The 14,970-nt window shown below is 32.0% G+C and carries 14 protein-coding genes, 1 tRNA gene and 2 rRNA genes; 2 read left to right on the forward strand and 15 right to left on the reverse strand.

The window, feature by feature from the left end; all coding sequences use genetic code 11:
* A partial coding sequence (locus C4R78_RS08720; RefSeq protein WP_479722865.1) for a transposase occupies positions 1 to 190 on the reverse strand: 190 nt, incomplete at its 3' end.
* A gap of 133 nt (positions 191 to 323) precedes the next feature.
* Positions 324 to 2,411, reverse strand: a complete 2,088-nt coding sequence (gene fusA, locus C4R78_RS08725) for an elongation factor G (RefSeq protein ID WP_103896671.1) — start codon at positions 2,409 to 2,411, stop codon at positions 324 to 326.
* 178 nt (positions 2,412 to 2,589) lie between these two features.
* Between fusA and lepB the strand changes: the two genes are divergently transcribed.
* On the forward strand, positions 2,590 to 3,114 hold the full coding sequence (lepB, locus tag C4R78_RS08730) for a signal peptidase I (protein ID WP_103896672.1): 525 nt from the start codon (positions 2,590 to 2,592) through the stop codon (positions 3,112 to 3,114).
* 15 nt (positions 3,115 to 3,129) lie between these two features.
* On the opposite strand, the gene phoU is transcribed toward lepB, so the two are convergent.
* The 6 genes from phoU to C4R78_RS08760 form a co-directional block, all read right to left on the reverse strand.
* Positions 3,130 to 3,780 carry a phosphate signaling complex protein PhoU gene (phoU, locus tag C4R78_RS08735; protein WP_103896673.1) on the reverse strand — a complete coding sequence of 217 codons (651 nt, stop codon included), beginning with the start codon at positions 3,778 to 3,780 and terminating at the stop codon, positions 3,130 to 3,132.
* Positions 3,781 to 3,794: 14 nt separating this feature from the next.
* Complete coding sequence (pstB, locus tag C4R78_RS08740; protein ID WP_103896674.1) at positions 3,795 to 4,550, reverse strand: phosphate ABC transporter ATP-binding protein PstB; 756 nt, start codon at positions 4,548 to 4,550, stop codon at positions 3,795 to 3,797.
* An 11-nt stretch (positions 4,551 to 4,561) separates the two neighbouring features.
* Positions 4,562 to 5,419, reverse strand: coding sequence for a phosphate ABC transporter permease PstA (gene pstA, locus C4R78_RS08745; RefSeq protein WP_103896675.1), 858 nt, complete (start codon positions 5,417 to 5,419; stop codon positions 4,562 to 4,564).
* Positions 5,419 to 6,324 carry a phosphate ABC transporter permease subunit PstC gene (pstC, locus tag C4R78_RS08750; protein WP_103896676.1) on the reverse strand — a complete coding sequence of 302 codons (906 nt, stop codon included), beginning with the start codon at positions 6,322 to 6,324 and terminating at the stop codon, positions 5,419 to 5,421. Before pstC ends, pstA begins: the two co-directional genes overlap by 1 nt.
* 45 nt (positions 6,325 to 6,369) lie before the next feature.
* Entirely contained in the window at positions 6,370 to 7,263 is an 894-nt protein-coding gene (locus C4R78_RS08755) for a PstS family phosphate ABC transporter substrate-binding protein (RefSeq protein ID WP_103896677.1), read from the reverse strand.
* A gap of 185 nt (positions 7,264 to 7,448) precedes the next feature.
* A complete protein-coding gene (locus tag C4R78_RS08760; protein ID WP_103896678.1) occupies positions 7,449 to 9,668 on the reverse strand; it encodes a vitamin B12-dependent ribonucleotide reductase in 2,220 nt (739 codons plus the stop codon).
* 273 nt (positions 9,669 to 9,941) lie between these two features.
* Here C4R78_RS08760 and C4R78_RS08765 point away from each other — a divergent pair, with 273 nt between their 5' ends.
* Positions 9,942 to 10,553 (forward strand): DNA-3-methyladenine glycosylase, encoded by a 612-nt coding sequence (locus C4R78_RS08765; RefSeq protein ID WP_103896679.1) that lies wholly within the window; start codon positions 9,942 to 9,944, stop codon positions 10,551 to 10,553.
* Positions 10,554 to 10,559: 6 nt separating this feature from the next.
* On the opposite strand, the gene C4R78_RS08770 is transcribed toward C4R78_RS08765, so the two are convergent.
* From C4R78_RS08770 to C4R78_RS08800, 7 genes are all read right to left on the reverse strand, one after another.
* Positions 10,560 to 11,333, reverse strand: a complete 774-nt coding sequence (locus C4R78_RS08770; RefSeq protein ID WP_103896680.1) for a histidinol phosphate phosphatase — start codon at positions 11,331 to 11,333, stop codon at positions 10,560 to 10,562.
* Positions 11,334 to 11,337: 4 nt separating this feature from the next.
* Complete coding sequence (locus C4R78_RS08775) at positions 11,338 to 12,606, reverse strand: ArsB/NhaD family transporter (protein WP_103896681.1); 1,269 nt, start codon at positions 12,604 to 12,606, stop codon at positions 11,338 to 11,340.
* Position 12,607: 1 nt separating this feature from the next.
* Entirely contained in the window at positions 12,608 to 13,021 is a 414-nt protein-coding gene (locus C4R78_RS08780) for a (deoxy)nucleoside triphosphate pyrophosphohydrolase (protein WP_103896682.1), read from the reverse strand.
* A gap of 13 nt (positions 13,022 to 13,034) precedes the next feature.
* Entirely contained in the window at positions 13,035 to 14,432 is a 1,398-nt protein-coding gene (locus tag C4R78_RS08785; protein WP_103896683.1) for an aspartate aminotransferase family protein, read from the reverse strand.
* A gap of 120 nt (positions 14,433 to 14,552) precedes the next feature.
* Positions 14,553 to 14,627 (reverse strand) — tRNA-Asn (locus C4R78_RS08790).
* A 9-nt stretch (positions 14,628 to 14,636) separates the two neighbouring features.
* Positions 14,637 to 14,753, reverse strand: a 5S ribosomal RNA gene (gene rrf / locus C4R78_RS08795).
* Positions 14,754 to 14,771: 18 nt separating this feature from the next.
* Positions 14,772 to 14,970, reverse strand: a 23S ribosomal RNA gene (locus C4R78_RS08800); the annotation flags it as partial.

Here is a 14,970-nt window from a genome sequence, read left to right on the forward strand (position 1 = left end):
TTAATACAACAGGATCTATGCTTGGTCTCCCATTATTTAAGCAATACATGTCCTTTACAAGATCATATATGAAATCAAAATTGATAGCTTTTTCTATTTTTCTAACTAAATGATCTTCTGGAACCAATTGGTCAACAGAGATAAATTCAACTTGTTCTCTACGAATTTTATCTTTGTTGATTGTTAGCATACTTATCCTCCTTTATTACTTCGTATATTATTATATTTCGACATAAAAAAAGAGAATCCTTTTTTTGTGATGGATTCTCTTTTTAAAATTATACTTTGTCAACAATCTGAAAATTCCGGCATATGCCGGAATTTTATATTTCTTCTTTATTCTCCTTTTGAGCCTTCTCAATTATTTTTTGAGCTATATGAGGTGGAACTTCTTCATATCTTGCAAACTTCATTGTAAAACTTCCCCTTGCTTGAGTCATAGATCTTAAGTCCGTTGCATACTTAAAGGTTTCAGCCATAGGCATCTCCGCCATTATCATCTGCATTCCATCTTTTTGTTCCATTCCAAGAACTCTTCCTCTACGCTTATTTATATCCCCTATTACATCTCCCATATATTCATTAGGAACCATTATTTCAAAATGCATTATAGGTTCTAACAAAACAGGATCTGCCTCCTTCATGCCCTTTTTAAAGGCTAAAGATGCTGCTGTTTTAAATGCCATCTCTGAGGAGTCAACAGGATGGTAAGAACCATAATGAAGAGTAGCCTTTAAATTTATAACAGGATATCCAGCTAAAACACCCTTTTTCATAGCCTCTCTTAATCCCTTTTCAACAGCAGGAATATATTGCTTTGGAACAACTCCTCCAACTATCTGATCTACAAATATAAGGTCATCTGTTTCATGTTGAGGTTCAAATTTTATTACAACATCTCCATACTGTCCATGTCCTCCTGTTTGCTTTTTATACTTACCTTGAACATCTGCCGTTTTTCTTATTGTTTCCTTATAAGGTACCTTAGGTAAATCAAGAACAACTTCTACCCCAAATTTATTTTTTAATTTACTTGCAATAATTTCAAGGTGGAGCTCACCAACACCTGAAATTATAAGTTCTGAGTTTTCCACATCCCTTGTTATTTTAAAAGTTGGGTCTTCTTCAAGTAGTTTGTGAAGCCCTGTTGAAATCTTATCTTCATCATTTTTAGCCTTTGGCTTTATAGCCATAGAAATTTGAGGTTCTGGGAAATCTATTTTATCATAAATTATAGGACTTGAAGCATCACATAAAGTATCTCCAGTTACAGTATATTGAAGCTTTGCAACAGCTCCTATATCTCCTGCCTTCAACTTACTTACTGGTATTTGATTTTTTCCTTTTAATATGTATAATTGTCCTATTTTTTCTATCTTATCTTGGGTTGAATTATAAACAGAAGAATCTTGAGTTATAGTTCCTGAAATTACTCTAAACATTGAAAGTTTTCCTACAAATGGATCCACAATAGTTTTAAATACAAAAGCTGAGAATTTTTCATCTTCCCTTGATTTTCTTATTTCCTCGTTTTGAGTTTTTGGATTTTTACCCTTAAATTCTACTCTATCCAAAGGAGACGGGAAATAATTTACTATACAATCAAGCAAAGTAGTTAAAGCTACATTTGAAATAGCTGAACCACAAAATACAGGAGCTATATCACAATTTAAAATACCCTTTCTAAGTCCTTTTAATATCTCCTCATCTGATAAGAAACCTTCGTTTAAGTATTTATCAAGAAGCTCTTCATCCGTCTCTGCTACAGATTCCATAAGTATATTCCTATATGTATCAACCATATCTTCAAGTTCCTTTGGTATTTGTGTTTCAATCATAGATTTAAGTTTAGAATCATAAACTAAAGCTTTTCTTTCTAATATTTTAACAACTCCTTTAAAATTAGATTCCTTTCCTATAGGTATTTCTAATGCAGCAACCGAAAGACCAAACTTTTCTTTAAGCTGTTTAAAGGTTTTATCAAAATCTGCATTTTCTCTATCCATTTTATTTATAAAAAACGCTCTAGGTATTTTGCACTTATTAACATACTGCCAAGCCTTTTCAGTTCCAACTTGAAGTCCTGAAGCAGCACAAACAATAATAATAGCGGAATCTACAGCTTTTAAACCCTCTAAAACCTCCCCAACAAAGTCAAAATAACCTGGGGTATCAACAAAGTTTATTTTATAACCATTCCAATCACAGGGTGCAACAGCAGTTGATATAGATATTTGTCTTTTCTTTTCTTCTATGTCATAATCACATACAGTTGTCCCATCTTCAACCCTTCCCATTCTATCAATAGCTTTACAGTCAAATAATATAGCCTCAACTAAAGTCGTCTTTCCTGTGCCACCATGTCCAATAACCCCAACATTTCTTATGTTTTCAATTTTGTAATCCTTCATTTAAACTCCCCCTTTAATGCCTCCTTAATTTTATATATTCTACCATTTATTAAAAATTCCTTTTAAATTATAAAAATTTTTCGACAATTTTGACTATTGAGTAGTAAACAAAAAATTTTACAGCTTTAAAGGAATGATATATAATTTTGTTAGTAACACACATCAAGGAGGTAATTAAATGAAGGAAAAAATTATAGCCGAAATAAAAGAATGGATAGCATCAATAATAATTGCTGCAATTATAGCCTTTACTATAAAAGCCTTTATATTTGACATAGTTCAAGTTTCAGGTCCATCTATGCTTCCAACCCTTCATAATAACGATAGAGTAGCTATTGAAAAAATAAGTCTTTATACAAAAAATTTCAAAAGAGGAGAAATAATAATATTAGATCCAGGAAACAACGGTAGAAGTTTATATATAAAAAGAATTATTGCACTTCCTGGAGAGAGACTTCAAATAAAGGATGGATATGTTTTTATAAACGGTAAAAAACTTAAAGAGGATTACCTTCTTCCTGGAACAAAAACTTATGCCGATGAGGATATTGACATAATTATTCCTAAAGACCATGTGTTTGTACTTGGAGATAACAGAGAAATCAGCGAAGATAGTCGTTATATAGGGCCTATTCCTTTTGACCACATAAAAGGACATGCTATTTTAAAATTATTTCCTTTTACCGATATAAAAAAATTATAGGGTGCATTTGCACCCTTAATTTATTTCTTCAAGTTTACCAGTAACCATATAAATTATTCTTTCACAAATATTAGTATTATGGTCAGCTATTCTTTCTAAAAACCTTCCAACAAACATAAGCTTTGTAGCTTGCTTTGTTATTTTAGGATCCTTAATTATCATATCTAAAAGTTCATCTATTATCCTTTGATAAATTTCATCCACATCTTGATCCATTTGTGCTACTTTTTTTGCAAGATATATATCCTCCTTTATAAAAGCATCTATACTAAGCCTTATCATTTCCTGAACAATACCTGCCATTTTTGGTATGTCAATAAGGGGCTTTATTAAAGGTTCTTTTCCTATATCTAATGTAATTTTGGATATATTTACTGCATTATCTCCCATTCTTTCAAGATCAGTAATTATTTTAAGAGCAGTTGTAATAGTCCTTAAATCCTTAGCAAGGGGCTGCTGAAGAGCAAGGAGTTTTATACAATCCATTTCAATTTCTAAATCCATCATATCTATTTTATCATCGTCTTCAATAATAGTTCTTGCTAATTCTAAATTTTGTTCCTTTAACGAATTTACTGCCTTATCAACTATAGCCTCAACCATAAGTCCCATTCTTAAAACCTTTCGTTTTATATCTTCAAGATTTTGTTGAAAATGAAGCCTCATAAAACTCTCTCCTTTTAACCAAATCTACCAGTTATATAATCCTCAGTTCTTTTATCCCTTGGATTTTCAAATATATTTTCTGTAGTATCATATTCTATAAGCTCACCATTTAAGAAAAACGCTGTCCAATCAGAAATCCTTGCTGCCTGCTGCATAGAATGGGTTACTATAATTATAGTATAATCCTTTTTAAGCTCAAGCAAAAGTTCTTCTATTTTTAAAGTTGATATAGGATCAAGGGCTGATGTGGGCTCATCCATAAGCACAACCTCCGGTTGCATCGCTATAGCCCTTGCAATACAAAGCCTTTGTTGTTGACCACCAGATAATTCTAAAGCAGACTTATATATTTTATCCTTTACCTCATCATACAAAGCAACGGCCTTTAAAGTCCTTTCCACAACCTCATCAAGTATTTCCTTTTTATTAACCCCATTTTTCCTAAGCCCATAAACTATATTTTCATAAATAGTCTTTGGAAACGGATTGGGTTTTTGAAAAACCATTCCAATTCTCCTTCTTAACTCAACAGGATCCACTTCCTTTGAATAAATATTTTGTCCTTTAAAATAAATATTTCCTTCAACTTTTATGTTTTCAATAAAATCATTCATTCTGTTTAGCGTCCTCAAAAGAGTAGACTTTCCGCATCCAGATGGCCCTATAAAAGCAGTTATTTTATTTTTATATATATCCATATTTATATTTTTCAACGCTAAAAAATTCCCATAATAAAAGTTTAAGTTTTCAATTTTAATTATGTTTTCCATAGCATCCTCCTTTAATCCTTAATCCTAATTTGATACTTATTTCTTAATATAATTGCTATTGAGTTTATCCCTAAAAGTATTATTAACAATACGATTATTCCTGCAGCGGCAACATTTTGAAACTCTTTTTTAGGCATGCTTGCCCAATTAAAAATTTGAATAGGCAAAACAGTAAACTGATCAAAGGGAGTTTTAGGAATAAAAGAAACATAAGCAAAGGCTCCAACAACTATCAAAGGTGCAGCCTCACCTAAAGCTCTAGAAATGCTTAGTATAGTTCCTGTAAGTATGCCAGGAAGTGCATAAGGTAAAACTACACCGGTTATAGTTTGCCATTTAGTTGTTCCAAGAGCATAGGAGGCCTGCTTTAAAGAGTCTGGAACGCTTTTTAAAGCTTCCTGTGAAGATATAATTATTGTAGGTAAAATCAAAAGGGACATAGTCAAAGCCCCAGAAATTATGCTTCTTCCAAACCCAAGCAATCTAACAAATATAGTAAGTCCAAGCATACCATATATAATAGCTGGAACTCCCGCCAAATTTGCTATATTTAACTTTATAAAATCCGTAAACTTGCTTTCCTTTGCGTACTCCTCTAAATAAAGCGCTGTTCCAATTCCTATTGGAAAAGAAATTATAGCTGTTAAGAATATAAGCCATAAACTTCCCAAAAGCGCCGGGTATATACCAGCTTTTTTAGGGAACCTTGAAGGAAAGTTAGTTAAGAAATTTAATGATAGCCACTTTATTCCCTTAGATAATATGCTAAAAAGAAGAACACTTAATATAATCACCCCAAACAAAGTACATAAAAAGGTTAAAACATGAAATATCCTATTTTTAAACTTTCTTCTTTTTGTTATATCCATTAATATAACCTCCTGTGCCTTCTTATAACATATCTTGAAATTAAATTTAAAGTAAACGTAATTAAGAACAATAAACTTCCTACAGCAAACAAAGTTCTATATCCAATAGAACCATAAGGAATATCCCCCATGCTTATTTGAACAATATAACCCGTCATAGTTTGTATACTTTCTAAAGGATTTAAAGTCATCTTTGGAGTGGAACCTGCTGCCATTGCAACTATCATAGTTTCACCAACAGCTCTTGAAATTGCAAGAATAAATGATGCAACAATGGTTGGAAAAGCAGTTGGAATGACAATATCCTTTATAACTTCATATTTTGTAGCACCAAGGGCATAAGCTCCAAACCTTAAAGAATCTGGAACAGACATCATAGCATCTTCACTTAAAGAAGAAACTAAAGGAATCGTCATAATTCCAACAGCAATACCTGCGCTTAAAGCATTATATACGCTTGTTTGAGGAAAAATTATTTTTATTATTGGAGTTATAGCAGTTAATGCAAAGTACCCATAAACTATAGAAGGAATGCCTGCAAGTATTTCTAATACAGGTTTTAAAATTTTTCTTATCTTTTTAGGTGCATATTCACTTAAATATATCGCACTCCCAAGTCCTACAGGAATAGATATAATACTAGAAATAACCACTATTAAAAGCGTTCCAACTACAAGAGGTAACACTCCAAATTTAGGAGGCTGAAAAAGTGGTGTCCATTCCCTCCCTGTTAAAAATTCTTTAATTGAAATATCTTTAAAAAACAAAATCGTTTCTTCAAATAGTGAAAAAACAATACCTAATGTTGTTAATACAGATATAAAACCTAAGGCCTTTAATATTTTCTTTATAATTTCTTCACTTTTTTTAATTTTTTCCTTACTTTCAAATTCTATTTTGTTCATCCTTCTCCCCCTTTTAATTTTGGGAGGCACCCATTGGTGCCTATATTACTTTATTTTATTTAATTGCTCTTGATATTTTTTATCTTCTAACGGAACATATCCTACATCTTCTACTAAATCTTTGGCTTTTTCTAAATAGAATTTTACAAAAGATTTAATTTCTGGCCTTTCTAATGACTTTTTATTTACATATATATAAAGTGGTCTTGAAAGTGGCTTGTATTTTCCATTTCTAATATTTTCTGTTGTAGGTTCAACTCCGTTTATTTTAAGTACCTTTAAAACATCTTTGTTTTCTTCATAATATGAGTGACCAAAAAATCCCATTGCATATTTATCTCCTGCAACTCCTTGAACTAAAACGTTGTCATCTTCACTTGCCGTGTAATCTGCTCTTATTCTCTTTTCCTCTCCATTTATTTCTGAAGTAAAGTAATCAAAGGTTCCTGAATCTGTTCCTGGTCCATAAAGCTTTATCTTTTCCTTTGGCCACTCAGGTCTTACATCGCTCCAATAAACAACCTTTGAATCTTTATCCCAAATTTTCTTAAGCTCTTGTGTTGTTATATCATAAGCCCAATTATTATCCTTGTTTACAACTACTACAATTCCATCATAAGCTACCTCAAGTTCAATAAAATCTATTCCATTAGCCTTAGCCTTTGCTAGCTCTTCAGTTTTAATGCTTCTTGATGCATCGTTGATATCAATTTCTCCATTAACAAACTTTTTAAAACCTCCGCCTGTTCCTGAAATACCAACTGTTATATTAACATTTGGGTTTTGTTTATTAAATTCTTCAGCAACTGCTTGAGTTATTGGATACACTGTACTTGACCCATCAATTTTAATAGTTCCTGCTAACTTGCCTTGCCTTCCACAGGCTAAAAAAGATAAAGTTGTAACCGCCAATAAAATCGTCAAAATTATTCTTTTCATGTTTATCACCCCTTCAATTTTTTTACACTTTTATTTTAAATTCTAAAAATGTTAAGTACTATCAAAAATATGTTAAGACTTGGTTAAGTGAATTTTACAATTTTATTTTGCTATAAAAACAAATATTTAATTCAAAAACAATGGCACTTTATTAGATGCAAACCATCTAATAAAGTGCCATCATATTATCCACATTTTGAATATCCACAATTAGGACAAATCACACAACCACCTTCATGAGTTATTGAATTCCCACATTCAGGGCATAAAATTTTATTCTTGTTGTCATCTAACCCTAAATCTAAACTTATAATTTCCCTTTCTTTGTCAAATTGCTTAAGGCTTATCAACTTTTCTATAGTCTTTGCTATTGCATCAGGACAAGATAAAACTTTTATATCTTTATTAACTGCCATCTGTCTTAACGTAGCATGACATCTTATGCCTTTAAGTTGCTCTATTATCTCCTTTACATCTATTCCACTTCTTAACGCAATTGAAACAAGGCGTGCCGTAGCCTCCGATTGAGATGGACAACCACCAGCTTTTCCAAGATTAGTAAAAACTTCACAAATTCCATTTTCATCATAATTTACTGTAACATAAAGATTTCCACATCCTATCCTTACCTTTTCTGTCATTCCCATTGTAATTTCTGGCCTCTTTCTAGGCTTTGAACCTTTCTCCTCAGTTTTGTCTTTTACTCCAACGTTTATAACCTGCCCTTCTCGGCTACCGTCTCTATATATAGTAACTCCTTTACATCCTAACTTATACGCAAGAAGATAAACTGCCTTTACATCCTCAACCGTTGCATCGTTTTTAAAATTTACAGTTTTTGAAACAGCATTGTCTGTCCATTTTTGAAAAGCTGCCTGCATTCTAACATGATATATAGGACTTATATCATGGGCAGTTACAAATATCCTTCTTATATCCTCTGGTATCTCTTCTATATCCTGAATAGTTCCCTTTTGAGCAACTTTATCCATAAGCTCTTTAGAATAAAGCCCTCTTTGCTTCATAATCTTTTCAAACAAATAATTAACCTCAACAAGTTTCTCATTATCTAGTACATTTCTCCAAAACGCAACAGCAAATAAAGGTTCAATGCCTGAAGATACCCCAGCTATTATGCTTATAGTTCCTGTCGGAGCTATTGTGGTTGTTGTTGCATTTCTCAAAGGCTCTCCATCTTTATATATGCTATTGTAAAACTCTGGGAAAGGTCCCCTTTTCTTAGCTAAGGCTCTACTTGCTTCTTTTGATTTTTCATTTATAAATTTCATAAGGTTATCTGCAAGATTCACAGCCTCTTCTGAATCATAAGGTATACCAAGAAGAATTAGCATATCTGCAAATCCCATAACACCAAGACCTATTTTTCTTGTTTTCTTAGTCATACGCTCTATCTGAGGAAGAGGATATACATTAACGTCAATTACATTATCAAGAAAATGAACTGCATCATAGATTGTTTTTTCTAAAAGCTCATAATCTATTTCGTATTTTTCTCCTACTTTCTTAATCATCTTAGCAAGATTTATTGAACCTAAATTGCAACTTTCATAAGGAAGCAGAGGCTGTTCTCCACAAGGATTAGTACTTTCAATATCTCCAAGATTTGGAGTAGGATTTTTTTCATTTATTCTATCAATAAAAACTATTCCGGGTTCCCCGTTTGTCCAAGCCATTTTTACTATAAGTTCAAAAACTTCTTTTGCATTTAATTTGCCTTTTACTTTTTTTGTATGAGGATCTATAAGTTCATAATCTTCACCCTTTATTGCTGCTTCCATAAATTTTTCTGTTAAAGCAACACTTATATTAAAATTTGTAATCTCTTTATTATCTTGTTTACATTTTATAAACTCTAGTATATCTGGATGATCAACCCTTAAAATAGCCATATTAGCTCCTCTTCTTGTTCCTCCCTGTTTTACGGCCTCTGTTGCTGCATTAAATACCTTCATAAAACTTACAGGACCTGATGCAACTCCACCTGTTGTTCTTACAGTAGAACCTTTAGGTCTTAATCTTGAAAAACTAAAGCCCGTTCCCCCTCCTGATTTATGTATTAAAGCTGCATTTTTTATAGCATCAAATATTCCCTCCATTGAATCCTCAACAGGTAAAACAAAGCAAGCTGAAAGCTGTCCTAGGGGACGTCCTGCATTCATAAGAGTTGGAGAATTAGGTAAAAATCTTAAACTTGTCATCAAATCATAAAACTTCTTTTCCGTTTCTTCTATGTTAGCATCTTCATCATAGAACTTGTCTGCTAAAGCTACCGTTTTTGCAACTCTTTTAAACATATCCTCAGGAGTTTCAATTAAATTTCCCTTCTCATCCTTTGCAAGATATCTTTTTTGTAAAACCTTTAAAGCATTTTCGCTGAGCTTCATAATATCACCTCAATATATTGTATGTTTAAGAGATCACGATATACTACATATTGTATTTTATCATTTTAACCTATCAAAACAAAATTTAAAATTAATCTATTTTCTTCTTAATGTTCCCTTAGTGTCTAATTTCTCAATTTAATTTACTAAATCTGTTGTTTTCTTTATAACCTTTATCTTGACATAATTAAATCCCTGAAAATCTATATATATTGAATTTTTCTATAAGCAAAATTAAAATAATTTATGAATATTAATAAAAGGGGTGTTAATATGAAACTTCCTATAGAGTTTTATAATAGAAATACTTTAGAGGTTGCAAAGGACCTTCTCGGTAAAATTCTTGTTAGAACTATAGAAGATAAGCCCATAATGGGAAAAATCGTAGAAGTTGAGGCTTACTTAGGTCCTATAGATAAGGCTTGTCATTCATATAATTTTAAAAAAACACAAAAAAATGAAGCTATGTATGGTCCTCCAGGAACTTGTTATGTATATATAATATATGGAATGTATCACTGTTTAAATATAGTCACAGAAGAAGAAGGAATGCCCTGTGCTGTTTTAATTAGAGCAATTGAGCCCCTTGAAGGACTTGATATAATGGCTTTAAATAGGTTTGGTAAAAAATATAGTGAGCTTAAATCATCTGAAAGAAAAAAATTAACCAATGGTCCTGGAAAACTTTGTCAAGCATTAAATATTGATAAATCCTTAAATAAAAAAAGTCTTTTAGGAGACGAGATATATATACTTGACAACAATGAAAAATTTGAAATAGTCTCAGATAAAAGAATTGGAATAGATTATGCAGAGGAAGCAAAGGACTTTGAATGGAGATTTTATATAAAAGATAACCCATATGTATCAGTATTAAAAAAATAAACTCCCTCAAACTTGAGGGAGCAGTTCAATTTTTCTATTTTTAAAATAAACCCTTCTTAATTTACTCATTTTTATAATTTCTTCTGCAACTTTAAAATGCCTTCCTATCGAATCAATGTCATGAGCATCTGAACCTAATGTTACAAATTCTCCTCCTAATTCCTTAAATCTTTTTAAAATCTTTAGCATATTATCTGCTGCAACCCTATTATCAAGCCTTCTTGTATTTAATTCTATAGCTTTTCCCTTTGATGAAAGTATTTTCAATATTTCATCTATTAGATCTGAAAAATCTTCGTAATAAAGCTCCTTATCATCATAAATGGAATAACGAGTTATATAATCTATATGACCTAAACTATCAAAAAAATCACTGTCTTTTATACAACTATAAATATAACTTAAATATTCCTCATAGGCCTCTTTTTTACTTTTATTTTCATAAAAACAATCTCTAAAAATATCAATTCCCTTTACAACATGAATAGACCCTATAACATAATCAAAGGGATTTTCTTCTATTATCTTTTTATTTTCTGCTATACAATCCAATCTAAGCCCAAGTTCTATTCCAAGTAAAATTTTATCACTTCTATAGGTTTCATATTCCCTAAAATACTCCTTTGTATCAAATTGAAATTTACCTTCATCTGGATATTTTAAATCCATATGCTCTGTTACTATAACTCCAAAACCATCATACTTAATCCTCTTTAAAACATCTTCAAGCCTCATGTTGGAATCTGAAGAAAATTTCGTATGAACATGGCAGTCAAACATAACTTTACCTCCAGATAAGCCAATTTAAAATATATCCCGTTAAAACCGCAGATAAAGTAAAGGGAAGACTTAATTTCATAAATTCTCTTGCTTTAACATCATAGCCTTCTTTTCTTAGTATCCCAAGAGCTGTTATATTTGCTGAAGCACCAATTGGCGTTATATTCCCTCCTAATGTAGCACCAATTAAAAGCCCAAAGAAAAGAATATAAGGACTTATATTCATGCCCTTGGCAATCTTTGCTACAACAGGAAGCATAGTTGCTGTATAAGGTATATTGTCAACAAATGCAGATATAAGAACAGAAAACCAAACTAAAATTGTATAAATTAAAAACAAGTTACCTTTCCCAAACCTTAGAAATAAACTGCTTATATCATCTATAACTCCAGTTTCAGAAAGTCCTGCTACAACTACAAAAAGCCCCATAAGCAAAAGAATGGTTTCATAATCAATTTGTAAAAGAGTATTATTTAAAGCATGATTATTTTTATCTATTAAAATCTCCTTAATCAAACCTATAACAAGAAGACTAATACAAATAAGCCCATTTGTAATACTAGGTTTATTAGGAATAAATGAAGCAAATATTAATAGTATAACCATTGAAACCAAAAGATATGTCGGAAAATAGTCCTCAACCCTTTGTTTTTCTTCAAGATGAACGGGAATATCATAATTTTTAAAGAAAATATATAAAACAATTAATGAAACAGCTGCACCTATTTCAACTATCCAAAATAATCCTAATCTTCCCTTAAAGAAAAAGAAATCCATAAAATCCATTTTAGCATATCCACCTAATAAAAGCGATGTCGTATCCCCTACTAAAGTAGCCGCTCCCTGTAAATTTGATGATATAGATATAGCTATAATCATATAAACTGGAGAAATATTAAGCTTTTTTGCAACATCCAATGCAACAGGAGCAATTATTAATACAGTTGCCACATTGTCTATAAAAGCAGAAACTATGCCAGCAAAGGCAGCTAAAGAAATTATAACCCATTTTATACTAGAAACCCTATCTATTATAATATCAGCCATTAAAGCAGGCATTTTAGATTCTATAAATAAATTTACTATACCCATAGTTCCAGCTATCATAAGTATAATATTCCAGTCTATATAGGATAAAACTTTATTAACTGGAACTATTCCTGTTACTATAAACAAAACCGCTGAAGTCAAAGATATGTAGGTTCTATATTTAGGAAGCAAAAGAAGTAACATATACGTTGCCACAAATAGCAAAATAGAAAGTAACTTCATTTTATGCCTCCTCTATTTTTTTTACTATATTATAAAATTCCTTCTTAAGCTTTTTTGCTATAGGAATATCTGCTGGAGCAAGGTCAAAATTTTCAACTTCTTCAACTTTAACCCACAATGCATCGTCATGAACTGAAAGTTTATAATCTAAAGATAAGGGTTTTACAATAAAGGAAACTAGCTTTATTTTACCACCCTCATATTCATAAACTACCCTCTCAAAAGGCATTATAATTTTGACCTCCATTTTAAGCTCCTCATAAATTTCCCTCAGCAAGCATTCCTCATATGTTTCATTTTTTTCTAATTTACCTCCAGGAAACTCCCACTTACCCTTTATGTTACCATCCTTCCTTCTTGCTATTAAAACTTTTCCATCCCTTATTATAATAGCTGCTACAACTTCTTTTGTCATAATCTTCCCCTCTTTACTTAAAGAAAGATTTTATAATTTGCCTTCCACTCTCAATCCCTAAACTTAAAAAACTTGAATTTTTCTTAAATATATCTTCTAGTGAATAAAGTAGTTTATCGATTTCTTCGTAAGAAATTGTCAATGGAGGCTCTATTCTTATAACATTTGGATTGTTTAAAGTATATGCAGTTATTATTCTATATTCATTCATCAACTTTCCTGCAACTAATGAAGCAAAATATTCCTTTGATATTTCTGAAAGTTTACCTAAAGTTAAAAAATCCAAAACTCCCTTAGGCTCCTTAAATTCTATTCCTATCATTAATCCCTTTCCTCTAACTTCTTTTATGATAGGGTATTTTTCTTTAAGATCATTAAGCCTCTTTAATAAGTATTCCCCTTTTTCCTTTGCTTTATTTGGCAGATCATTTTCCAATATGTATTTTATTGTAGCAATACCTGCAGCACAAGCAATTGTATTTCCTCCAAAAGTTGACGTGTGTAAAAAAGCTTTATCAATACTTCCATAAGCTTTTTTCCAAATTTCATCCTTTGTTATATAACCTCCGATTGGAATTATCCCTCCACCTAACGATTTTGCAAAACACATTATATCCGGAACAACACCTTCTTCTTCGCAGGCAAACATATATCCTGTTCTTCCAAAACCCGTTTGAATCTCATCTATTATTAAATATACCTCATATTTATCACAAAGCTGTCTAACTTTCTTTAAATATCCTTTAGGTGGAACTATAATTCCACCTTCCCCTTGAATTGGTTCTAATATAAAAGCTGCAACATCTCCCATTTTTAAAGCATCTTCAAGAGCTTTTTCATCTCCAAAAGGAACAGGATAAGTTTCAGACAAAAGAGGTCTAAAAGGAGTTCTATATTTTTCCCTTCCTGTTACTGATAAGGCTCCAAAACTTTTGCCATGAAAGGAGTTTAAACAATAAATTATTCTGCTTTTTCCACTTGCAATTCTAGCAAGCTTTAAAGCTCCTTCTACTGCTTCTGCCCCACTATTTGCAAAAAATGTTCTTTTTAAATCTCCTGGAGTAATCAAAGATAAATTTCTTGCTAAAACCCCTGCCATATTATAAATAGAAGCCTGTAAAATATTTGGAAGTCCTATTACCTTTTTAATTTCATTTATTATATCAGGATTATTATGCCCAACATTTAAAGCTCCATATCCTCCTAAAAAATCTATATACTCATTTCCAGCTTCATCATAAACTTTTGTCCCTTCAGCCTTAACAAAATGTTTATCAAAATCCAAAAGAGATAGAAGCTGAACAGCGCTAGAATTTATATATTCCTTATAATTTTGTCTCACATCTTCTCTTTTTAAACTTAAAGCATCATCTATAGTTAAAAAATCTTTATAAATTTCTTTTACATCCATATTTATCCCCCTTTTATATATAGTGCACATGTTGTGCATAATTATTATACCAATATTTTACACAATGTTCAATTAAAAAATAAAAAAGCAGTGCACTAAGCACTGCTTTATATTCAAAATTGGCTCCACGGAGAGGACTCGAACCTCCAACCCTCCGGTTAACAGCCGGATGCTCCACCATTGAGCTACCGTGGAATATTTCTTACCCGGCAGTCACCTACTCTCCCAGGCCGTCTCCAGCCTAGTACCATCGGCGAAGGTAGGCTTAACCTTCGTGTTCGGAATGGGAACGGGTGTTTCCCTACCTCTATCACCACCGGATATACACAACTGCACAAGTAGATCAAGTCCTCGACCTATTAGTACCAGTCAGCTAAACGCCTTACGACGCTTACACCTCTGGCCTATCTACCTGGTAGTCTTCCAGGGGTCTTACCGCTCTCGCGTGGGAAATCTCATCTCGGGGTGGGCTTCGCGCTTAGATGCCTTCAGCGCTTATCCCGTCCGAACATGGCTACCCAGCTGTGCCCTTGGCAAG

The organism is Caloramator fervidus, assembly GCF_900108045.1.
Lineage (GTDB): Bacteria > Bacillota > Clostridia > Clostridiales > Caloramatoraceae > Caloramator > Caloramator fervidus.